This window comes from Bianquea renquensis (genome assembly GCF_014384895.1).
GTDB lineage: Bacteria > Bacillota > Clostridia > Lachnospirales > Bianqueaceae > Bianquea > Bianquea renquensis.
The window spans coordinates 1-20,083 of sequence record NZ_JACRSQ010000023.1 but is presented as its reverse complement, the minus strand read 5'-3'; the positions used below and the strand labels follow the sequence as shown (position 1 = coordinate 20,083).

Genomic DNA, 20,083 nt, shown 5'->3' with positions numbered 1-20,083 from the left:
ATATCCCACTTTGTCCGCCGAGGCGGATATGGGATCCAGTGAGCATAGGAGGGGCTTTTTATGGTGAAAGCAGGAGATCTGGTTTGCCGCCGTTCATATGGCGGCGATTTATTATTTCGGGTTGTTGAGGCGGACCGTTTTGGAAAGATTAGCCTCCGGGGAGTCAACTACCGGGTGTTAGCGGATGCACCGCAGGAGGATTTGATCCTTGTGGACGAGGTCACCATCTACCGAAGCCGCCGGGAGAATTTAAAAGAAATTGAAAAAAAGATGAAAAATCTCAGCGAGGATGCGGCAATCCAAGGGATGACAAATGCCAGCAGCATGGAGGAGGGCGAGATGATTCATCCGATCCGCGTGCTGCATTTAGACGGGGATGAAGAGTATCTCCGATTATGCCTACAGTATTATCAGAGCTTAGGGATGAACGCGACAGGGGCTGTCATTGAGGAGAGCCGTCAGCCGATGGAGGTATTGCGTCTGCTTTTGAAATATCGCCCAGAAATGCTAATCCTAACCGGACATGATTCGATTTTGAGAGGCAAGGACATTATGAAACTTGAAAATTATCGGAGCTCTCGATACTTTATCGAGGCAGTCCGCCGGGCGCGGGAGTATGAGCCGGACATGGACCAGCTTGTTATTTTTGCCGGAGCCTGTCAGAGCTTCTATGAAAAGATTTTGGAGGCGGGTGCCAATTTTGCATCCAGCCCTGGCCGCACCTTGATTCATGCCATGGACCCGGTGATTATATCACAGAAGATCGCCACGACGCCCATTGATCAGATTGTTCGCGTCAAGGACCTGCTGCGGCTTACTTTTTCCGGAGAAAAAGGGGTCGGGGGCTATGAGACGCGGGGAAAAGGGCGCAGGGGATATCCCAAAGGCGGCGATGCAATGTCGCGGCCGCGACAAATGGAAATGGCTCTTGCGAGGAAAAGACCTGGAATAGGACATTGAGATGGCGCATATAGTTACAGTGATCCTAGGAATGGAAGAGAGGAGCGCCATGAAGCGAACAAGATGGCTACCACTTTTTATTGCTGTCATGTTGATGGTCCTATTCACGGGATGTTCATCGTCGGAAGGGACGAGTGGGGAGTATGATCCGAATATGCCCGATTTGGAATATGAGATTGCACAGTCGAAGGACCTACCACAGAAGGTCAATGAAAAGATCTTCAATAAACAGAAAGAGCGGTTTGGATTTACCTACCGGGATGAGGATGTAATGTACATCGTGTTTGGATTCGGGGAACAGCCCACAGGCGGTTATAGTATACAGGTTGCGGCATTGAAGGATGGGACGGACAAGATCATTCTGGAAGCAAACTTGCTGCCTCCTGGGAAAGAAGAGGTGATTTCTCCGTCGCCCAGTTATCCTGTCATGATCCTGAAAACCCAGGACAACGATAAAGATGTTTCCTTTCGGCTAAACAACCCGAAATAAGCAGAATACTTTTCCTCCGCCTGTCATACAATGGTATAAAAAAGGCTGGAGGTTTTTTTATGGCTGTGGATTTACGGAAGGAAACATATAGCGCCCTGTCCAGGCGGCCTGCACAGATCATGCAGATTCCCATCAAGGAAGATGTCATCGTTCCTGACAGCAAACCGGACGTAGGCAGGATCCTACAGACGGGTGTGCGGTTTGCACCTGAGGAAAGTACGCTGGAAGGGCAGCGCATCCGGTTTGGAGGAAAATTGGAGTTTACGGTACTGTATCTGGGGGATGGAGATTCCTGCGAGGTACATAGTATGAAAACATCCGTCACGGTGGATGATTTTCTCAATGTGGATGGTCTGCCGCCGGAGGCGGATGGAAGGATCCGATATGAATTGAAAAATACCATTGAGAATGTGCGCACGACTCTTCTCAATAGCCGGAAACTGAATTTATCTGCGCTGTTAGAGATGGAAGCGGTCCTGACCTGGTGCCAGGATACGCCCATGGTCATGGATGTACAGGGGATTGACGGGATTCAGATTCAGACGCATGGAATGCCCATGCGCAGATTGATGGCAGACAAAGATGAGAAATTTATTGTCAAAGATGAGATCAAAATTGCCAGCTCCAGTCCCAACATCGGAGAGATTCTGTGGTGGGACGCGACCATCAAGAATAAGGAGCAGCGCATCGCTGATGACAAAGTCACACTAAAAGGGGATATCGGAGTCTGCGTGCTGTACACCGGGATGGAAGGAGGGGGGCAAGTTGAATTTCTAGAGTCTATGCTTCCCTTCAACGGCATTATCGAGTGTACCGGCGTCAAACCAGAGATGATGGCCCAGTTGAAGCTTTCCATCGTAAAATGCTTTTTGCAGATCGGCCAGGATCAGGATGGAGAAGATCGGGTATTAGACGCAGAAATCGTTTGCCAGTGCGGACTGAAGGTTTACGAGGAGACACAACAAGATGTGATTTCGGATCTGTATGCCCCTGCCTGGGATTTGGATATCTCGAAAAAAATTTGTCCGGTCCAACGGTTCATATTCTGCAATCAGATGAAGGCCGGAATCACGGAAGTGCTGAGCGTGCCGGAGTCAGCGCCGGATATCTTGCAGATTTTCTACGCATCCGCCAGACCCAAGCTGGATGACTACACAATCCTGGAGGATCAGATTCAGGTGGAGGGGGTTCTCTATGTCAAGGTCTTCTATTTAGCCGCCGATGATCACTGTCCGATTTCCTCTTTCTCTGAGATCGTTCCCTTCAGCCAGAAAATCGAAGCGCGGGGGATCCGCCCTGACCATCTGGTGGAGATCGATCCCTTCCTGGAGTCCGTCAGCGGCGCCATGCAGGGGGGCCGGGAGGTGGAAATCCGAGCCAATCTCATGCTGGATGCGTGTGTGGTGGAGGAGAAGGATATCGCCCTGCTGACAGACGTGTCTGCGAAGCAGCGGGAACCGGAGGAGCTGGATTCCCTTCCTTCTATGGCGGTCTATCTAGTCCAGCGAGGCGATGATCTGTGGTCCATTGCAAAGCACTACAATACCACCATGGACACGGTGGCGAAACTCAACAGTATTGATCCGCAGGGGACCTTGAAGGAGGGGACACCGCTGATCATGGTTAAGGAAGCGTAGACTCGGGGCTGTCGCATCAATGATTAATAAATTATAGATGCGGCAGCGTCTTTTTGCCCGTTTTTAAATCCAATACATGTTCTCTTTTTATCACGCCAGAAAAAAGGGGGGCTTTGAATATTCTGTTTTGACCTGTCAAAATCAGACGCTTTCTTTGAGCGGGAATAAATGCTGACCTATCCTTCCCGCCTGGATTTTATAATGAAGTTTATTTATGTTATATCCGATCGCCAGCAGGATACTCTGGGCGGTTACATTTGCCTTTCCGCGATACAGATATCGTCTGAATCCCCTATCCTTTTTGATGTTTGCAAAACTTCCTTCCACCTGGATACTTCTGTTCATTCGAAGCTGTGTCCCATACTCACTGGTAATCCGTTCCCATGTCTCCTGACGGTTCTCTTTCATCTTTTTTGAAACGTTCGCCCTGCCGGCGTGCATATTTCATTCTGTATCTCCGCCGTCCTGATCGTTTTGACGGCGGCGGCAGGGAATTTGTCTGTGCCCGCTGGCCGATGTCGTTGTTCGCCTCGCCGGCGTGCATTTTTTATTTTGTATCTCCGCCGGTATGGTCGTTTCGCCGGTGGCGGCGTGGAATTTGTCTTCGTGTGCCCGCTGGCCGATGCTATTGTTCGCCTCGCCGGCGTGCATATTTTATTCTGTATCTCCGCCGGCCTGATCGTCTCGCCGGTGGCGGCGTGGAATTTGTCTTCGTGTGCCCGCTAGCCGCAGCCGTTGTTCGCCTCGCCGGCGTGCATTTTTCATTTTGTATCTCCGCCGTCGTGGTCGTTTTGACGGTGGCGGCGTGGAAATTGCCTCCGAGTGCCCGCTGGCCGATGCTATTGTTCGCCTCGCCGGCGTGCATTTTTCATTTTGTATCTCCGCCGTCGTGATCGTTTTGACGGTGGCGGCGTGGAAATTGCCTCCGTGTGCCCGCTGGCCGATGCTATTGTTCGCCTCACCGGCGTGCATATTTCATTTTGTATCTCCGCCGGTATGGTCGTTTCGACGGTGGCGGCGAGGAATTTGTCTTCGTGTGCCCGCTGGCCGATGCTATTGTTCGCCTCGCCGGCGTGCATATTTTATTCTGTATCTCCGCCGTCGTGATCGTTTCGACGGTGGCGGCGGAGAAATTGCCTCCGAGTGCCCGCTGGCCGTCGCCATTGTTCGCCTCGCCGGCGTGCATATTTCATTTTGTATCTCCGCCGTCCTGATCGTTTTGACGGTGGCGGCGTGGAAATTGCCTCCGAGTGCCCGCTGGCCGATGCTATTGTTCGCCTCGCCGGCGTGCATATTTCATTTTGTATCTCCGCCGGCCTGATCGTTTTGACGGTGGCGGCGAGGAAATTGCCTCCGTGTGCCCGCTGGCCGTCGCCATTGTTCGCCTCACCGGCGTGCATATTTCATTCTGTATCTCCGCCGGCCTGATCGTTTCGACGGTGGCGGCGGAGAATTTGCCTCCGTGTGCCCGCTGGCCGTCGCCATTGTTCGCCTCACCGACGTGCATATTTTATTCTGTATCTCCGCCGTCGTGATCGTTTCGACGGTGGCGGCGGAGAATTTGCCTCCGTGTGCCCGCTGGCCGTCGCCATTGTTCGCCTCACCGGCGTGCATATTTCATCTTGTATCTCCGCCGGCCTGATCGTTTCGACGGTGGCGGCGGAGAATTTGCCTCCAAGTGCCCGCTGGCCGCAGCCGTTGTTCGCCTCACCGGCGTGCATTTTTTATTCTGTATCTCCGCCGGCCTGATCGTTTCGACGGTGGCGGCAGGAAATTTGCTAGCCCTTGCCTTTTCTCTCCTCGCCGGCGTACAAAAATGGGATGTCGGGAAATAGACAGCCCCATTTTCTTTTTCAAATACGATTGGGCTTGTGCATGCCAATACAAGGAGGAGTAAAATACCTATTGAAAAAAAGAAAGGATGCGGGTATAATAGTATACAAAATACAAAGATGAGGGCAGGAGGTACGATGGTGGAAGTGTCAGGACAGAGTAAGCCGAAAGCGGTATACCAGCGCGCCTATGCAAAGATTAATCTGACCATCGAAATTTTCAATAGACGTCCCGATGGATATCATGAGGTCTCCATGTTGATGCAGAGCGTGCGGCTGTGGGATGATGTAAAGATTGTTGCAGCGCAGACGCCAGAGATTCATATGTCCTGCAATATCCCGTTTTTAAAAGCGGATGAGAAGAACATCGCATACCGGGCGGCCAAGCTGATGCAGGAACGGTTTTCCATACAGCAGGGAGTTTTGATCGAGCTAGGAAAACAAATTCCCATCGCGGCGGGATTGGCTGGCGGCAGTGCAGACGCTGCGGCTGTCATTCGTGGGATGAATCGGCTATTTCATTTGAATTTATCTGCTGCGCAGATGATGCAGATTGGAGCGGAGATTGGCTCCGATGTCCCCTTCTGCGTTATTGGAGGGACATGCCTGGCGACTGGCAGGGGGGAAAAGGTGCAGCGGGTAAAACCCATGCCCGACGCCCATATCGTTTTGATCAAACCTAATTTTGGAATCTCCACTCCATGGGCTTATGAACATTTTGACCAAAAGGCGGCCGAGACAAGGCCAAATGAAGGAAAAATGTTGGAGGCCATCGAAAGACGGGATCTGGCGGCGGTTGGTCGGGAATTAGTCAACATGTTGGAGCCTGCGGCGATTCAGGAGTATCCAGTTATCGCCCAGATCAAGGAGGATCTATTGCATATGGGGGCGGCTGGCGCTGCCATGAGCGGCAGTGGGCCGACAGTATTCGGGCTGTTTTCTCGATATGATCAAGCCAGAGCGGCTGTTCGTCTCTGTAAAGGAAAGTATCCCTGGCGATATCAGGTGATGTGTTGCCGTGTGTATTCACCTGTCGGTCGCCGGAGAAATGGCAAAGGACAATCAAGTCAGAGAGGAGATACACTATGAGCGGATTGGATACTTTACATATCTCGGAGTATCAGCCTCTGCGGGATGTGGTGTTTCATGCGCTGCGGGAAGCAATTATAACGGGGGAGCTGAAACCGGGGGATCGCTTGATGGAGACCTCGCTGGCAGAACGGATGGGCGTAAGCCGTACGCCAGTCCGGGAAGCGATCCGCAAGCTGGAGCTGGAGGGATTTGTGGTGATGTTGCCAAGGAAGGGAGCCCAGGTGGCCCAAATCACCCGCAAAGACATTGGCGATGTCCTGGAAATCCGTGCGGTCTTAGAAGGGCTGGGCGTGGAGCTGGCGGCCAAAAAGATGCAAGCTGAGGATATAGAGGAGCTGAAAAGGATCAACGGAGAGTTTGCCTCCGCCATTCCAACGGGCGACGTGGCCAAACTGGTAGAGTTGGATACTCGTTTCCATGACTTTATCTTCACAAAGGCTGACAATGAGAGGCTTCAACAGATCATCGGCTCTCTGGTGGAGCAGGTGTCCCGCTTTCGAGTGACATACCTGCGCAAGCCCACGTACCATGACGCCATTGCCAAGGAGCACGAGGCGATTATCCGTGCCATTGAGGGCAGGGATTTAGAGGGAGCGAGGCGGTGTGCGGTGGAGCATATCCGCAATCAGCAGGAAAAGCTGAGCGCCGTGGAGGAATAGCAGAATCGCGTATATGTATGCTGCTGAAAGAATACAGAGGTTAGTGTGCTATGCGAAAGACAATCAACCAAATCACTAGAAAGAATTAAAAAGCGCGAGTCAAGCGATTCTTCGTCTGACTTCGCGCTTTTTCCAATGGGAAAGTCCGCCGCGAGGCGGGGTAAATCTAGCGGCGTCCACCTCCGCGTCCGCCACCGCCGGAGGAGCGGCCCGCACCACCGCCGCGGCTGCCACCGCCGCCGAAACCGCCTCCGCGGGAACCCGAGCTGCGGCCAGAACTGCTGCCGCGACTACCGGAGGAGAAACCGCCAAAACTACCGCTTCTGGGGGAAGAACTTCTCGAAGCGCCGGAGGAGCGGCCTGCACCACCGCCACGGCTGCCACCGCCACCGAAACCGCCTCTCGGAGCTGGTCCAGGACCAGGAGCACCGGGCCCGGGCCTACCGGGGCCTGGGGGAGGTGGTGGCGGAGAATGCCGCCTTGGGCGAGGTGGGCGATGGTAAAAGATGGGGCGCCTCGGGGGAGGTGGTGGAACGGGACCGGGCGAAATCACAGACCTCCGTCTCCGGCGTGAGAATGTAGAAATCACGGCAACGGCGACTATGAGGATTACCAGGAAAAAGAATCCAAAAAATACAGATGGAAAGCCGCGCTCTTTGTCACGAGCCGGAGATGTAGGTTCCGTGGTGGGAGCCTCCCCGTACTGTGCGTACAGATTTTCGATTTTCGTACAGAAAGCAGAATAAATCCGCCTCACACCCTCGTCATAGTTTGCAACTGCAAAATCCGGTTCAAGCTCGTCATCCAGCAGCGCCTGGATATCGGAGGAAGTCAGGTAACGGCCCAGACCGGCGCTGGGCATGGCGTAATAGTCTTCATCCCCGATGCTGAGAACGAGGATCAGGCCATCTTCAATGCCCCAGCTGGAAAAAACCTCATCCACATAGGCATCGATCTCATAAGTGCCAGTATAGTCCACGGTGATGATGGCAACCGTTGTCCCCGTGTTGGCTTCCGTTGTCTGCCCCAGTGAATTCAGTTCTGAGATTGTACCTGCGCTCAGCACACCCGCGTCATCGACCACATACCCATTGTTGGGTTTAGGAACGACCCCGCTGGCGGATGCCGACGGCACAAGGGCAAACACAAAAAGCATGGCAGCTAAAAAAATTCCGATGCGGCGTTTCATTTTGATTCCTCCTCTCGAAAAGTCGGCAAGGGGCCATTTCCAGTGATCGAGGCGATAAGCCCAGCGGGGAAGCCCTTACAACTCTGATTATACTTCATCGCCAGTTCATTGTAATAATCGTCATACTGCAGATTGCTCATACGGCCGCAAAAGTCAGAATATTGCTTGGCCGCCATGACCTCCGCCTTCTCATCTAAAGATTCCAGGGACGAGAGCTCCGAGTAGAGGGCGTCAATCGCTGTTTGCAGCGCTATATTTGCCTCATAATAGTCTTCCGGAGTTTTGGCGGAATCGAGCTGCTGCCAGGCTGCGTGTGCGGCTGTATAGGAGGGCGTGTCCTGGAGGGAAGCGTCCTCCGCAATGTGGAGCAAATTGTACGCGTATTCTCTGCGATTGATCAGATCATCATAGGGCGAAAAACCATCCCGTCCAGTGAAAAATGCTGTCACCACTTTTTGCCGGGCGGAGCCCAGCTTCATTCCGCCGAGACCGAAAATGGAGGCAACCATCATCAGCGCGGCGAGAGCCCATGCAATCTTTCTATTTTGCAGATGTTTCATGACCAACCTCCATTCCTGGCAAACTTTCGCTTTGTGCCATTGCTTTTAGCACGTCGATATCGGCTGATATGTCGAGAACCTCCGCGGTGTACAGACTGTCCAGCTGATGTTCAAAGGCGGTGGCAATGGTGGCAGCGTTGGACTCAACCTGTGCCATAAGCTCCTTGGCATTGGCGCCGGCGCTGGACTGACGGCTGAATTTGGCATAGGAGGTTAAGACCTTCACAGCTGTTGGAAGATAGTATACAAAAAACTTACGGATCCGAAGACCCTTGGCGGGATTCTTCTGAATCTCCTCCAGAATCGCGTTGCCCGCCTTCTCCATTCGCTCGATTTGAGACGAGAGAGAGGGATCTTCGATGATATCATTGAGGAGATGTAGCGAGTCTAAATCCTTGCGGGCCGTCCCCAATAGGGCATCCACTTCCTCTTCACCGGTGTGGTAGGACGGGGATGGATCAGGTACGAGAATCGTCTTTGATGGAGCCAGCTTCATGGAGAGGCCGTACACTGCCAAAGACAGGATTGCCGCTACGAGGATGGCCCAGAGTGTATACAGTGGAAGAACGAGGCCGCAGAGGATCCAAACGCCTCCAGCGGCATAGATCGGCCAGATGGGCCGGATTTTTTTTTCAATCATTTCGATTCCTCCTTGTGTTCTTACCTTAAGTATAGCACAAAAATGGGCTCCGCGCCATTGTTGATTCTTGACAAGTTTCCGTTTAGAAAATGAAATTATGGGCATACTCCGAAAAAAGAAGGGAGCGCCCAGCATGATACGAACCCATACAAGAAAAAATATAATTACAGTGTCCATGTCCAATGTCTTAGATCAAAATATACAAAATTATGAGATGCTCTTGCAGGATTGCGATGACGTAGTGAAACGGTTGATGCCGCTGGAAGGAGACGGTGGATTTCGAATCTATATCTCCTACATCGATGTAATGGTGGATCGAAGAGTGATTGAAGAATCCCTTCTAGAGCAGTTTTTGGCCTATACCCACCAGCAGCATATGCAGACGCCAACCAATAAGTCCTTTATTACATTTCTAAAAGATTCCGGGGTTGCCACAGCCGATGTGAAGGAATCCGATGATTTCAATGCTGTGATAAGTGCCGTCTTATCCGGGGACACCATCCTCTTTATAGAGAATTCCAGCAAAGCGCTGATCGTGGCTACAAGAGCGTGGCCCAACCGCGGCGTTGGAACGACAGAGACGGAAAAGGTGGTCCGCGGGCCTAAAGAAGCGTTTTCGGAGACCATTCGATTTAACACAATCCTTATACGGCGCAGGATTCGGGATACCCGCTTAAAGGTCAAACAAAAGCAGATGGGAGTTCGCTCAAAGACAGACATTGCCCTGATGTATATGGAGGACCTGGTGCGCCCCGATATTTTGCAGGAGGTTCAGCGGCGCCTTAGCTTGTATGACATCGATAGCGTCATGGAAACAGGGACCATCGAGCAGTTGATTGAAGATAAATGGTACTCTCCCTTTCCCCAGCTGCAATTTACAGAGAGGCCGGATAAAGCGGCTTCCGCTATTTTGGAGGGACGGATTGTGGTGGTGGTGGACACGACGCCCTTTGTCTTGATCCTGCCGGCGACGCTCAATAGTTTTCTCCAGGCATCAGAAGATTATTATAATCGCTGGGGTATCTCCAGTTTCATCCGGGTACTTCGATATATCGCCATGTTTTTGGCCTTGTGTACGCCAGGTTTGTATATCGCCTTGACGACATTTCACCCTGCGATGGTGCCGTCATCCCTGATTTTTTCCATCGCCGCCTCGCGGCAGGGGGTTCCCTTCTATGCCACGGTGGAGGTTATCCTTATGGAGCTCGCCTTTGAGCTGCTGCGGGAGGCCGGACTGCGGCTACCTACCGCCGTCGGCCACACGGTGGGGATTGTGGGCGGACTGATTATAGGGCAAGCGGCCGTGGAAGCCAATATCGCCAGCCCGATTGTTGTCATTGTAGTATCGATTACCGCCATTGCATCCTTCTCCATTCCCAATGACAGCATGGTATCCGCCATCCGGCTGTGCAAATACTGGATCATCTTTCTGTCTGCCATACTAGGGCTGTATGGGTTCATGCTGGCTATGCTCACCATTCTGATCCATCTGACGGGGTTAAGGAGCTTTGGGATTCCCTATCTATCGCCCTTTGCCTTTCGCGGCGTGAATCAGGGGGAGGATTTAAAAGATTCCATTGTGCGGATGCCGATCTTTACCATGAAGCGCCGGCCCATCTATTCCCAGCCCGGACATCGGAAGCGGCTGTATTCCCGGGTGGATACCTGGAGTGAGCGCGAGGACTGGGATGCAGCTGAAACCCACGAGATGGAAGCGCGGGAGGAGTCGAGGCAGGATGATTGAAAATAACGACAAAATCTCAAGGCATCAGCTCTGCACCCTTCTGATTATCAATTTGTTTGGCACCACGAGCTTAACGCTGCCCCGATACGGGGCGGAAGCGGCAGGGACAGACGGGTGGATTGCCATACTCGGCGCCGTTGCGCTTGCCTGCCTGTTTGTCTTTGTGATTACGCGTCTGACGAAGCGGTTTCCGGACAGCACCTTCGTGGAATTTACGGAAAAGATTGTGACAAAGCCCGTTGCTATCGCAATCAGCCTCGTCCTCTGCGGATTGCTCATCGTCTTCTCTGCCCTGGAGCTTCGGATGTTTGGCGAGATTGTAAAACAGACGCTGTTAAACCGGACCCCCTTAGGGGTTATCACAGCAACAATGTTGCTGACGGTGGTCTATTCCGCCCGAAAAGGGTATGAATGCCGCGCTCGGATGGCGGAGATCTTTATTTTTCTTATTTTCATTCCCATTATAATCTTGATTCTATTTGCCATCCCGCAGGTGGATCTCCACAATCTAGGTCCGATTTTTACCACATCGCCCAAGGAAGTTGTAACAGGTAGCGTTCAGATTTCCATGAAATTTTCGGTTCTGATTCTACTGCTCGTGGGAGGCAGTTTTCTTGCAAAGGACCAGCGCAAGCATGTGGGGCGGTCCGTGATTTTGGCCGTGATCCTCGTGGGGATTGTGGATATTTTGCTATTTTTTCTGACCATGGGCAGTTTTGGGGAGACGGGAACAGTGGAGAGCCTGTGGCCGGTCATGAACCTGATGCAGATCATCGATATCCCCATCCTGGAAATTGAACGGCAGGATGCGCTGATGATGGTATTCTGGATTTTAACGGAGTTCACGCTGATCAATGAATATGTGTTTTTTGCTGGCATCATCCTACAAAAAATCTTTCGAAAGCGCAGTCATCGAAAGTTTTTGCTCCCGCTTGTCCCGGTCATTTTTATCCTTTCCTTTATACCGCCGGGGGTTATGGAAACCTTTGCCTGGATGGATGCGGTATACTTTTGGACAGGGATTTTATTTCTGCTTCCCATTCCGCTTCTCCTGCTGTTGATCAGCAAGGGGCGAGGCCTAAAGGAGGATGGATATGATCAATCGTATTAAGAGACTGTTGGCTTTGTCCATGGCGCTTCTTCTGCTGACGGGATGTTGGGATAAGATCGAAATCAACGAGTTGGCCTTTGTCATCGCCCTTGGCATCGACATGGAAGAGGATGGGCGGTACACTGTCACCTGTGTGATTCCGAATTTGCCAGTCTACACGGGAAAGGAGGGAGGCGCCCAGGATGAGGCGAAGTATACAAAAACCGCCAGCGCATCAACCATCACCGGTGCTTACAAGGAGCTGACCACCCGGCTCAACAAGGAGCTGAATTTTGAGCATATGGAAGCTCTTGTGCTGGGGGATAGCCTATTTCAGGATCCGGATAAGCTGAAGCAGCTGGCCAACCATGTTGACCGCAACGCCCAATACTCCAAAAAGATTCCGGTCCTGGCGGCAAAGGGAAAAGCGGCCGATGTCCTGGAAGCGCCTACCACGGATGCCAACGCGGTGGGGCAGTATATCAGCGGCATCTACGAAAATAATGCCAGCAGTATCATCCGCCATTTCGAAGTGTCACTTCAAGAATTTATCAGCAAAATGAGCGGCGAGGAGATCAATTTTCTGCTTCCGATGGTCCTTTTAGAGGAAGAGGAAATATCGATTGAAAACGCTATGGTCTTGAAGGATGGGCGAAATTCTGGCATCATGGAGCTGAAAGACATGGAGCGCTATAGCTGGCTCCGGAATTTTACCACTGGCTTGGAATACCCGCTATCTCTAAGCCATGGCGTCGTCAGCATGGAGATCGAAGAGTCCAAATGCAAATATGGCTATGCCATGGACGCAGAGGGGCGGTTGACCATCTCCCTCTCCATCGAAGCCTATGCGAAGATTGGTGAATACGCTTTTGATCGTGGCGACGATTTAGCGGAGGAATCCATTCGAAATGAGATCGAGAGGCTGGCTTCGGAGCAAATCAAGTCCGATGTGACGACTATGTTGGCGGCCATGCAAACGGTCTATCAAGCCGATATTTGCGGATTGAACGAGGATATGAAATTTCAGAATAAAAAGCTGTATTTAGAGACGCAGGACATATGGCAGGATGTTTTTGCAAACGCCAATTTTGCAGTCGATGCAGAGGTGACGGTCCGGCGTATCGGGATTACAAAATAGAAGGCGGTGATTCCCATGGGCATCACCGCCTTTGACTTGGCAGATGAAATCAAGCTTTCTATTTCGGATCCAATAAAATATTTGTAAGCTAGGGTATAGGCCTACCATATTCTGGGTATCCTTTAAGCATAAACCAACAATGAGACAAGGAGCGATTGAAAATGAAAGACTGGAAGCGCAGGTTACTCCGGACCTTGGACCGATTGTATATGTTTTTACGAGAAAGAAAGCGCAACGTATGGATCGCCGCTCTCATCTGTGGCAGCACGGTTTTTGTGTTGGGGACAGCGATTGCGTGTTATGCCAAATCGGCGCAGAGCGAACTTGCCTCACAATTTATTCGCTTCCATGTTTTAGCCAACAGCGATACGGACGAGGATCAGGCTTTGAAGTTAAAAGTTCGGGATGCCGTTCTGGAGGATATGCGCGAGTACCTGGAATCGTCTACGAGCTTGCAAGAGACAAGAGAGAGTTTAGAGCAGAATCTTTCGCGCATCAGACAAGTTGCGCTGTCCGTGCTGCGGCAGGAGGGATGCGGCTATGATGTCACCGTTTCTCTGGAGCCCTCCCAGTTTCCTACGAAGCGGTATGGGAATATTAGCCTACCTGCAGGCTCCTATGAAGCGCTCCGAATTCAAATCGGAGAGGCCAGAGGACACAATTGGTGGTGTGTTATGTTTCCACCTCTGTGTTTTGTGGAGGAGAGCGAGGATCAGCTACCTCAGGAGGAGGAGGAACAGCTGGATGAAATCTTGACGGAGGACCAGAACAAGTTGATCCACTATGAAGAAGAAAGCTGGAGCGTAAAAATCAAATTCAAGCTGATTGAGTGGTGGCAGGAGTTATTTGGATGAGCTGAAGAAAACGGCCCTCTTTTCCTTGTCTTTACTGGAAGAGTATAGTATAATAACCTCTAGCGCGAATGAGTGCAGAGGCAACAGCAATCGACAGAAAGAGGGTGTGGCACATGATGACCATTGATAAACGAAACTATAGCCTAGCGGTACAGGAGGAAGAGATTACCGTATTTCGAAATGGTGAGCGGTATTTTGATCTTCCCATTCGCTCCGCGGTACCGGCTGACGGAAAACAAGATGTGGATGAGGAATGGCTGGCCTTAGAGCAGCAGGGCATGGATCTAGTGTTTTCAACAAAAAGTAGTTTGTGGGACAAGAAGGAATACCGGCTGCGGTGCGGGGAAACGACTTTTACGTATCATGTTAAAGTTTATGGAAAGGGCAAGCCGGACGGCGTGCGGTATTTTTCTGGGCGCAGATCGAATCCCAAAGATGGTGTGCGCTACGAGACCAGCGGATATTTTTGGCCCGTTTCGATCATTAGCCATGAGCATCATGAGTATACCATGGCAGAACCAAACGATATCACATCCATATATTTTGTTCCCCCCTTGTTCGTCTACCCCTTCTGTCTCGATGAAGGGCAAGACTGGTTTGGCTTAGGGCTGATCGGGAATAAGGGAGACTATACCTTTGATCATTTTCAATATATTCCCGGGCAGAATCGATTCTGTTTGGCAACGGATTTCTATGGAAATCACTGGGTGGACGGAGAGTGGGAGTTGCCCGGTATCCTTGGCTGTCCTGGCAATACCGAGTGGGAAGTGCTCAAATCCTACAGTGACTGGCACTATTCGGATGGCGGATGTAAGCCCCGCGTGCGTAACCACGAGCCCCGCTGGTGGTACGGCCCTTTTTTCTGCGGCTGGGGCGAACAGATGGCCATGGGCGGAAATGTCTATGACCGGGCAAATCAGGAGGACTATACCCGCATGTCGCGACAGCTGGACGAGTTGGGCTTGAAGCCTACCGCCATCATCATTGATGACAAATGGCAGAAACAGTATGGAACCGCGCTGCCGGACTTGGATAAATGGCCCAATCTGCGTGAATTCGCTGAGCAGGAGCATCAAAAGGGGCGAAAGGTTGTCCTATGGTTTAAATGTTGGAGCGCGGAGGGATTGGACGCAGATGAATGCCTATCCGTGTGGAGTCAGCCGGTGGCGGCCGATCCGACAAGCCCCAAATATCAGGAAAGGTTGAAGAGAACAATTTATAAACTGCTGTCTTCCGAGGATGGCTGCTATAATTGTGATGGATTTAAGATTGATTTTGCCAACTGTCTGCCCGTTGGAGTTCCAGTTCAAGCCCATGAGCCTGGTGTATACGGCGTAGAGATGATCCGGCGTCTATTCCAGATCATATTTGATGAGACAAAGAAGGTAAAGCCAGATGCGCTGATCAACTGTAGTTGCGCGCATCCGTATTTCGCTGAGGTCGTTGACCAAGCTAGGCTCCACGATTATAACATGACACAGCGGTGCATTCAGAGGACTATGACATTTCGAAAGAGAATCTATGAAACCGTTATGCCTGGCGTTATTCTGGATACCGATAGCGCAGGCTACGGGAGCCGCCGGGCCGCGATGAGCTATATGCGCTTAGCCCCAACGCTGGGTGTTCCAGATCTGTACCGCCTATCCTCGACACAGGAAGCGGCCCTGACACAGAAGGACTGGGAGGAGATACGGGCTATCTGGGAGGCGTATTCCGCCCGAGTGGACCAGCGGTATCGCGAGAAGTAAAGCGGGTTTGTGGAACAGGGCTTTCAGAGATGGAGGTCGAGAGGCGTTTGTTTTATCCAGACAGACGTCTCTTTTCATTGTGCCCCAGGACTCTTGACATATTCTTGACAAGGTGTTATAGTCGGTTGCATAAGGAATGAATATTTCAGAGGCCCGCAAGATCGGGATTGCTGAGGGGGAGCTGATTCGGAAGCGGACGGAGGTGGAAGTACAAGTTTTACGGGCAGGCGTCGGCCAGTGCCCTGCAATCAAAATCATGAGGAGGGGAGTCATTCGTATGCTATCAGTACAGAAGGTTACCAAACAGTATGCAAAAACAGTGGCAAATCAAGATGTGAGTTTTCGGGTTGAAGCTGGAAAAATTGGAATTTTGTTAGGGCCCAATGGCGCGGGAAAATCCACTGTCGTCAAATGCATTGCAGGCCTGCTGCGGTTCCAAGGCCTTATCTCCATCTGTGGGTATCCCAACAAATCCATGGAGGCAAAGCGGCTGTTGGGGTATATCCCGGAGATGCCAGCTATGTATGATCTCCTGACAGTGCGGGAGCATCTTGAATTTATGGCAAGGGCATACCGCATTGACAGGTGGGAGGAAAAGGCTGACCGGCTGCTAGAGCGATTTCAGCTGGATGATAAACAAAAAAAGTTAGGGCGGGAATTGTCAAAGGGGATGCAGCAGAAAGTTAGCATTTGTAGCGCCTTGATCACAGATCCGAAAGTTGTCCTGTTCGATGAACCTTTTGTCGGCTTAGATCCCCACGCCATCAAAGAGTTAAAAGACAGTCTGCGGGAGTTGCGGGACAACGGGGCGTCTGTACTTATCAGTACACATATGCTGGATTCCGTTGAGGAATTGTGGGATGTTGCCAATATTATGATGGATGGGAAAATTGCAGCGGTTCGAAGCCGGCAGGAGACAGAGGCAAAGAAGGAAGATTTGGAGGGCCTGTTTTTCTCCATCACCGAAGGGGCTTCCGCTAAGGATAAGGAGGAGACAGAATGAAGGCCCTTCTCTTTCTCGTCCGCCGGATGATTGTCAACTGGATCAAAGAGTTGAAAAAGCACCCAGGTGCTGCAATCTTTTATATAGTATTGCTGGGCTTTATTTCTTTTTCCGTTATTATGGGCTCTTTCTCATCACAGGATACGAACCAGGAACTGGCGGATCCCCGGTTTTTAAATCTGATTGTGCTGGCAATCTATTTGTTAGTGGCAGTGTTTACCATACGCAGTGGAATGCAGAGTGGGCAGACACTTTTTAAGCTGTCGGATGTTAACTTTGTCTTCACCTCCCCCATTTCTTCAAATAAAATCTTATTCTATGGATTGTTGAAGCAGATGGGAGCTTCCTTATTTGCGGCTTTCTTCCTTCTTTACCAGATCCCAAATCTTCGAAATGCCTTTGGCGTTGGCATAAGAGCAATTGTGGTCTTATGTGTATCCTATTGTGTTATGCTGTTCACTCTCCAGATTGCCAGCATGTCGGTGTACTCTGCTTGTGTGAATCATCCGAGGACCGCGACGGTTATCAAAGGAGTGGCGCTGCTAGCGGCTGCCGTTTTAGCAGTGTGGGTTGGAGGAACCTTTCTTCGGACCCGGGACATTATGCAAACGCTCAATCTGACACTGTTCCAACCATGGGTAGAGTATGTGATTCCTTTGGCGGGATGGGGTACGGCCTTTGGGATGATGCTGATTACCGGTGAGTTTGTCAAGGGGGTGATTGGCGTTTGTCTGCTGTTGGCGGCGAATGGGGTTTGTATCTATTATATCATTCGGTGCAACGCCGACTACTATGAAGATGTTTTGGGTGTGACGGAGCAAGCCTTCACAAAAACAGAGGCAGCCAAGGAAGGACGGGTCGTCAGTCAGAAAAAAAAGCCCATGAAATTAAAAGAGACAGGCATAGGAAAAGGCTGGGGCGCCAACGTGATCTATCAACGCCATCGGCTTGAGCAGCGGAGAAAAGGGAAAGGGCTAGTGGATATGAAGACACTGGGATTGACCGCCCTCGTCGGTTTCGTGGCGTACCTTTCAAAGGATTCTGACATGGGATTATTTTCGGCGTTTCTTTCATCTACTTTTATATTATTTTTTACCAGTGCCATGGGACCCTTCAATATGGAGCTCATGAAGCCCTATATCTTTTTGATACCCGAGCCGCCATTTCGTAAGGTTCTATATGGAATTGGAACGGACATTCAAAAAAGCTTAATTGATGGTGTTCTCGCTTTTGGAATTGGAGCATTGCTCATCGCTGGCTCTCCATTTGATGCAATAGCCTGTATTCTCAGCTTTGTTGCAGTAAACTTGTTATTCCTTGGGGTTAACCTCCTTGTCGACAAGATTTTGGCTGGCAAGGGAGGAACCGTGATGCAGCTATTCTTCTATTTTTTGTTTTTGGCTCTGCTTCTGGCTCCAGGGATCGCTGTTGGAATTCTTGTCGGAATCGCCACGCAACTTTATATGATGGGTATTTTGGCCTTTGGCCTGATTAGTGGGGGGCTAGGCTTTTTCGTTCTGTACCTTTGCCGCTATGTTCTGCACAATATGGAGATTGCCAGTCCTCATGCGTAGAAGAGGCAGCTTGCCGATCAGCTGGGTGTTACCTTTCAAACTATCAGCAAATGGGAAACGGCTGATAGCTATCCCGATATTATGGCCTTACCGGAGATCGCGGAAGTGTTCCAGGTGACAGTGGATCAGCTGTTAGGCTTACAGCCTCTGGAGGCGGAGGGATATCAGCGGCGCGGAGCGGATTTTGGAATGAAGATTATCTGACGTTTCTCGTGAGGCAGGTGTGGAAGATTTCAGAGCCGGTACAAGTCTTGGATGTTGGGTGTGGGTATGGGGATCTGGGGTTACGTCTAATGGAGATTCTTCCAGCGGGAAGCCGCTATACAGGCGTTGACATTCACAGCGGTAGTTTAGCGCTTGCGCGTTGACTTAGTACTTTGTCAGGCATTTTTGCGCCATATGCCAGATCCGGTTGTTTTTTTTCGAAGAATGGTGGCGGCCTTCTGGCCTGTATTGAGGTAAATCGAAAATTTGAAAATGCGGGCTTCTGTGTTGAGGGCCTTGCCTATTCTTCCTTGGATACGACACCTTTGTTTCAAGGACTATGGGAAAGAGAACTGGCTGGTGAGGGGCGCGATTATGCGATTGCTATGAAATTGCCATTTTTATGCGGAACATGGGTTTGGTGGATATCGACATGCGCGTCAGTGATCGAGTCGTTGTAATTGAGGGAGATGGGATGCTTCGGGAACAGTGCATGGCAGCCAAGGGATGGGATCGGACTTTCGCGACGATGGAGAAGGATCAAATGGTTCAGTCCCTAATGAATAAGGGTCTGCAGGCAGATCAGGCGAGTCTCTACGTGGAAATGCAACAGCGTATACAGGAGTACCTTCTACACCATGAAGACGCGGGGATTGTGTGGATCTTGGGGCTTTTAATTAGTTTTGGGAGGAAACCTAGATTTAAAAAATTTTCATAGGCTGTAAAAAACAACCTTAAAGTAAAGGTCCTTGCTGCGTAAGACGTGGCAGGGATTTTTTTATACCATATGAAAGTAAAAAGTGAACGGACGGCGTGGAGAAAGGGGAGAAAAGGGGTCAGAGGAGGTGGCTGGCCCAAGAAAAATGCCCGCCGGTAGAGGGAGCCACGAGAGGGGGCGGCGTGGAGAAAGGGGAGAAAAGGGGCCAGAGGAGAGGGGCGGTCCAAGGAAAATGCCCGCCGGTGAGGGAGTCACAAGAGGAGCCGGCGTGGAGAAAGGGGAGAAAAGGGGTCAGAGGAGGTGGCTGGCCCAAGAAAAATGCCCGCCGGTAGAGAAAGTCACGAGAGGGTCCGGCGTGGAGAAAGGGGAGAAAAGGGGTCAGAGGAGAGGGCTGGCCCAAGAAAAATGCCCGCCGGTGAGGGAGTCACAAGAGGAGCCGGCGTGGAGAAAGGGAGAAAGGGGGCCAGAGGAGAGGGCCAGTCCAAAGAAAATGCCCGCCGGTGAGGGTAGTCACAAGAGGAGCCGGCGTGGAGAAAGAGGAGAAAAGGGGTCAGAGGAGAGGGGCGGGCCAAAGAAAATGCCCGCCGGTAGAGAAAGTCACGAGAGTGTCCGGCGTGGAGAAAGGGGAGAAAGGGGGCCAGAGGAGAGGGCCAGTCCAAAGAAAATGCCCGCCGGTAGAGAAAGTCACGAGAGTGTCCGGCGTGGAGAAAGGGGAGAAAAGGGGTCAGAGCAGAGGGCCAGTCCAAGGAAAATGCCCGCCGGTAAAGGGAACGAAAGAGAGACCGAATATCGTGCCAAATCCCATTTCACTGGAGATGATTCCCACACAGTACCGTCCCGCGAAAAGCGCTTGCGAAGCGGGCTGAAAGCTGATATAATAAGATCCCAAACTTCATTCAGGAGCGTGATGTCCATGACCCCCTATGTCAATCCCTCTCAACTTCCCTCCCT

Annotated in this window: 22 protein-coding genes and 2 pseudogenes; 15 read left to right on the top strand and 9 right to left on the bottom strand. The window is 51.3% G+C overall.

Features of this window, described 5'->3' with window-relative positions:
- The first annotated feature begins 60 nt into the window (after positions 1-60).
- Genes yabG through H8730_RS13195 form a run of 3 tightly spaced genes read left to right on the top strand, consistent with a single transcriptional unit; the run spans position 61 to position 3,087 of the window.
- Positions 61-960 carry a sporulation peptidase YabG gene (gene yabG / locus H8730_RS13205; protein ID WP_177714168.1) on the top strand — a complete coding sequence of 300 codons (900 nt, stop codon included), beginning with the start codon at positions 61-63 and terminating at the stop codon, positions 958-960.
- A 49-nt stretch (positions 961-1,009) separates the two neighbouring features.
- On the top strand, positions 1,010-1,450 hold the full coding sequence (locus H8730_RS13200; protein ID WP_177714167.1) for a protease complex subunit PrcB family protein: 441 nt from the start codon (positions 1,010-1,012) through the stop codon (positions 1,448-1,450).
- A 59-nt stretch (positions 1,451-1,509) separates the two neighbouring features.
- Complete coding sequence (locus H8730_RS13195) at positions 1,510-3,087, top strand: DUF3794 and LysM peptidoglycan-binding domain-containing protein (RefSeq protein WP_177714166.1); 1,578 nt, start codon at positions 1,510-1,512, stop codon at positions 3,085-3,087.
- A 141-nt stretch (positions 3,088-3,228) separates the two neighbouring features.
- Here the strand turns inward: H8730_RS13195 and H8730_RS13190 are convergent.
- The 6 genes and pseudogenes from H8730_RS13190 to H8730_RS13165 form a co-directional block, all read right to left on the bottom strand.
- Positions 3,229-3,507: pseudogene (locus tag H8730_RS13190) on the bottom strand (transposase); the annotation flags it as partial.
- A 24-nt stretch (positions 3,508-3,531) separates the two neighbouring features.
- Complete coding sequence (locus H8730_RS13185; RefSeq protein ID WP_177714165.1) at positions 3,532-3,738, bottom strand: hypothetical protein; 207 nt, start codon at positions 3,736-3,738, stop codon at positions 3,532-3,534.
- 3 nt (positions 3,739-3,741) lie between these two features.
- A complete protein-coding gene (locus H8730_RS13180) occupies positions 3,742-4,059 on the bottom strand; it encodes a hypothetical protein (RefSeq protein WP_249289923.1) in 318 nt (105 codons plus the stop codon).
- A complete protein-coding gene (locus tag H8730_RS13175; protein ID WP_249289922.1) occupies positions 4,046-4,273 on the bottom strand; it encodes a hypothetical protein in 228 nt (75 codons plus the stop codon). The genes H8730_RS13180 and H8730_RS13175 overlap by 14 nt, the downstream gene beginning before the upstream one ends.
- An 81-nt stretch (positions 4,274-4,354) precedes the next feature.
- The gene (locus tag H8730_RS13170; protein WP_249289921.1) at positions 4,355-4,594 is read right to left on the bottom strand and encodes a hypothetical protein; all 240 of its coding nucleotides are present in this window, start codon (positions 4,592-4,594) and stop codon (positions 4,355-4,357) included.
- The gene (locus H8730_RS13165) at positions 4,581-4,808 is read right to left on the bottom strand and encodes a hypothetical protein (protein WP_249289920.1); all 228 of its coding nucleotides are present in this window, start codon (positions 4,806-4,808) and stop codon (positions 4,581-4,583) included. The genes H8730_RS13170 and H8730_RS13165 overlap by 14 nt, the downstream gene beginning before the upstream one ends.
- 249 nt (positions 4,809-5,057) lie before the next feature.
- On the opposite strand from H8730_RS13165, the gene ispE reads away from it, so the two are divergent.
- Both ispE and H8730_RS13155 read left to right on the top strand, forming a co-directional pair.
- Positions 5,058-6,008 (top strand): 4-(cytidine 5'-diphospho)-2-C-methyl-D-erythritol kinase, encoded by a 951-nt coding sequence (gene ispE, locus H8730_RS13160; RefSeq protein ID WP_249289919.1) that lies wholly within the window; start codon positions 5,058-5,060, stop codon positions 6,006-6,008.
- Positions 6,005-6,670 (top strand): GntR family transcriptional regulator, encoded by a 666-nt coding sequence (locus H8730_RS13155; protein ID WP_249289918.1) that lies wholly within the window; start codon positions 6,005-6,007, stop codon positions 6,668-6,670. Before ispE ends, H8730_RS13155 begins: the two co-directional genes overlap by 4 nt.
- Before the next feature lie 166 nt (positions 6,671-6,836).
- Here the strand turns inward: H8730_RS13155 and H8730_RS13150 are convergent, their stop codons facing one another.
- Genes H8730_RS13150 through H8730_RS13140 form a run of 3 tightly spaced genes read right to left on the bottom strand, consistent with a single transcriptional unit; the run spans position 6,837 to position 9,059 of the window.
- Complete coding sequence (locus tag H8730_RS13150) at positions 6,837-7,859, bottom strand: TPM domain-containing protein (protein WP_249289917.1); 1,023 nt, start codon at positions 7,857-7,859, stop codon at positions 6,837-6,839.
- On the bottom strand, positions 7,856-8,419 hold the full coding sequence (locus H8730_RS13145; RefSeq protein ID WP_177717747.1) for a LemA family protein: 564 nt from the start codon (positions 8,417-8,419) through the stop codon (positions 7,856-7,858). The genes H8730_RS13150 and H8730_RS13145 overlap by 4 nt, the downstream gene beginning before the upstream one ends.
- Positions 8,400-9,059, bottom strand: coding sequence for a 5-bromo-4-chloroindolyl phosphate hydrolysis family protein (locus tag H8730_RS13140; RefSeq protein WP_177717749.1), 660 nt, complete (start codon positions 9,057-9,059; stop codon positions 8,400-8,402). Before H8730_RS13140 ends, H8730_RS13145 begins: the two co-directional genes overlap by 20 nt.
- A gap of 133 nt (positions 9,060-9,192) precedes the next feature.
- Between H8730_RS13140 and H8730_RS13135 the strand changes: the two genes are divergently transcribed.
- From H8730_RS13135 to H8730_RS13095, 10 genes and pseudogenes are all read left to right on the top strand, one after another.
- On the top strand, positions 9,193-10,803 hold the full coding sequence (locus H8730_RS13135) for a spore germination protein (RefSeq protein ID WP_249289916.1): 1,611 nt from the start codon (positions 9,193-9,195) through the stop codon (positions 10,801-10,803).
- Positions 10,796-11,914 carry a GerAB/ArcD/ProY family transporter gene (locus H8730_RS13130; RefSeq protein ID WP_177717751.1) on the top strand — a complete coding sequence of 373 codons (1,119 nt, stop codon included), beginning with the start codon at positions 10,796-10,798 and terminating at the stop codon, positions 11,912-11,914. The genes H8730_RS13135 and H8730_RS13130 overlap by 8 nt, the downstream gene beginning before the upstream one ends.
- Positions 11,898-13,031 (top strand): Ger(x)C family spore germination protein, encoded by a 1,134-nt coding sequence (locus tag H8730_RS13125; protein WP_177717753.1) that lies wholly within the window; start codon positions 11,898-11,900, stop codon positions 13,029-13,031. The genes H8730_RS13130 and H8730_RS13125 overlap by 17 nt, the downstream gene beginning before the upstream one ends.
- A gap of 161 nt (positions 13,032-13,192) precedes the next feature.
- Positions 13,193-13,885 (top strand): stage II sporulation protein R, encoded by a 693-nt coding sequence (gene spoIIR, locus H8730_RS13120; RefSeq protein WP_177717755.1) that lies wholly within the window; start codon positions 13,193-13,195, stop codon positions 13,883-13,885.
- Positions 13,886-13,998: 113 nt separating this feature from the next.
- Positions 13,999-15,633 (top strand): alpha-amylase family protein, encoded by a 1,635-nt coding sequence (locus H8730_RS13115; RefSeq protein ID WP_249289915.1) that lies wholly within the window; start codon positions 13,999-14,001, stop codon positions 15,631-15,633.
- Between the two features lie 277 nt (positions 15,634-15,910).
- Positions 15,911-16,636 (top strand): ABC transporter ATP-binding protein, encoded by a 726-nt coding sequence (locus H8730_RS13110; RefSeq protein ID WP_177717769.1) that lies wholly within the window; start codon positions 15,911-15,913, stop codon positions 16,634-16,636.
- Positions 16,633-18,210: a putative ABC exporter domain-containing protein gene (locus H8730_RS13105; protein WP_249289914.1), complete on the top strand. Its 1,578-nt coding sequence runs from the start codon at positions 16,633-16,635 to the stop codon at positions 18,208-18,210. The genes H8730_RS13110 and H8730_RS13105 overlap by 4 nt, the downstream gene beginning before the upstream one ends.
- A 21-nt stretch (positions 18,211-18,231) precedes the next feature.
- A pseudogene (locus H8730_RS18085) lies at positions 18,232-18,285 on the top strand (hypothetical protein); the annotation flags it as partial.
- Positions 18,286-18,847: 562 nt separating this feature from the next.
- A complete protein-coding gene (locus H8730_RS13100) occupies positions 18,848-19,132 on the top strand; it encodes a hypothetical protein (RefSeq protein ID WP_249289913.1) in 285 nt (94 codons plus the stop codon).
- A 232-nt stretch (positions 19,133-19,364) separates the two neighbouring features.
- Positions 19,365-20,083: hypothetical protein (locus tag H8730_RS13095; RefSeq protein WP_249289912.1), on the top strand; the 719-nt coding region annotated here is incomplete at its 3' end.

Bases quoted from the DNA above. Each gene is read 5' to 3' on its own strand.
- yabG (WP_177714168.1), top strand. From the start codon at position 61: ATGGTGAAAGCAGGAGATCTGGTTTGCCGCCGTTCATATGGCGGCGAT.
- H8730_RS13200 (WP_177714167.1), top strand. From the start codon at position 1,010: ATGAAGCGAACAAGATGGCTACCACTTTTTATTGCTGTCATGTTGATG.
- H8730_RS13195 (WP_177714166.1), top strand. From the start codon at position 1,510: ATGGCTGTGGATTTACGGAAGGAAACATATAGCGCCCTGTCCAGGCGG.
- H8730_RS13185 (WP_177714165.1), bottom strand. From the start codon at position 3,738: ATGCACGCCGGCGAGGCGAACAATAGCATCGGCCAGCGGGCACACGAA.
- H8730_RS13180 (WP_249289923.1), bottom strand. From the start codon at position 4,059: ATGCACGCCGGTGAGGCGAACAATAGCATCGGCCAGCGGGCACACGGA.
- H8730_RS13175 (WP_249289922.1), bottom strand. From the start codon at position 4,273: ATGCACGCCGGCGAGGCGAACAATGGCGACGGCCAGCGGGCACTCGGA.
- H8730_RS13170 (WP_249289921.1), bottom strand. From the start codon at position 4,594: ATGCACGTCGGTGAGGCGAACAATGGCGACGGCCAGCGGGCACACGGA.
- H8730_RS13165 (WP_249289920.1), bottom strand. From the start codon at position 4,808: ATGCACGCCGGTGAGGCGAACAACGGCTGCGGCCAGCGGGCACTTGGA.
- ispE (WP_249289919.1), top strand. From the start codon at position 5,058: ATGGTGGAAGTGTCAGGACAGAGTAAGCCGAAAGCGGTATACCAGCGC.
- H8730_RS13155 (WP_249289918.1), top strand. From the start codon at position 6,005: ATGAGCGGATTGGATACTTTACATATCTCGGAGTATCAGCCTCTGCGG.
- H8730_RS13150 (WP_249289917.1), bottom strand. From the start codon at position 7,859: ATGAAACGCCGCATCGGAATTTTTTTAGCTGCCATGCTTTTTGTGTTT.
- H8730_RS13145 (WP_177717747.1), bottom strand. From the start codon at position 8,419: ATGAAACATCTGCAAAATAGAAAGATTGCATGGGCTCTCGCCGCGCTG.
- H8730_RS13140 (WP_177717749.1), bottom strand. From the start codon at position 9,059: ATGATTGAAAAAAAAATCCGGCCCATCTGGCCGATCTATGCCGCTGGA.
- H8730_RS13135 (WP_249289916.1), top strand. From the start codon at position 9,193: ATGATACGAACCCATACAAGAAAAAATATAATTACAGTGTCCATGTCC.
- H8730_RS13130 (WP_177717751.1), top strand. From the start codon at position 10,796: ATGATTGAAAATAACGACAAAATCTCAAGGCATCAGCTCTGCACCCTT.
- H8730_RS13125 (WP_177717753.1), top strand. From the start codon at position 11,898: ATGATCAATCGTATTAAGAGACTGTTGGCTTTGTCCATGGCGCTTCTT.
- spoIIR (WP_177717755.1), top strand. From the start codon at position 13,193: ATGAAAGACTGGAAGCGCAGGTTACTCCGGACCTTGGACCGATTGTAT.
- H8730_RS13115 (WP_249289915.1), top strand. From the start codon at position 13,999: ATGATGACCATTGATAAACGAAACTATAGCCTAGCGGTACAGGAGGAA.
- H8730_RS13110 (WP_177717769.1), top strand. From the start codon at position 15,911: ATGCTATCAGTACAGAAGGTTACCAAACAGTATGCAAAAACAGTGGCA.
- H8730_RS13105 (WP_249289914.1), top strand. From the start codon at position 16,633: ATGAAGGCCCTTCTCTTTCTCGTCCGCCGGATGATTGTCAACTGGATC.
- H8730_RS13100 (WP_249289913.1), top strand. From the start codon at position 18,848: ATGCGCGTCAGTGATCGAGTCGTTGTAATTGAGGGAGATGGGATGCTT.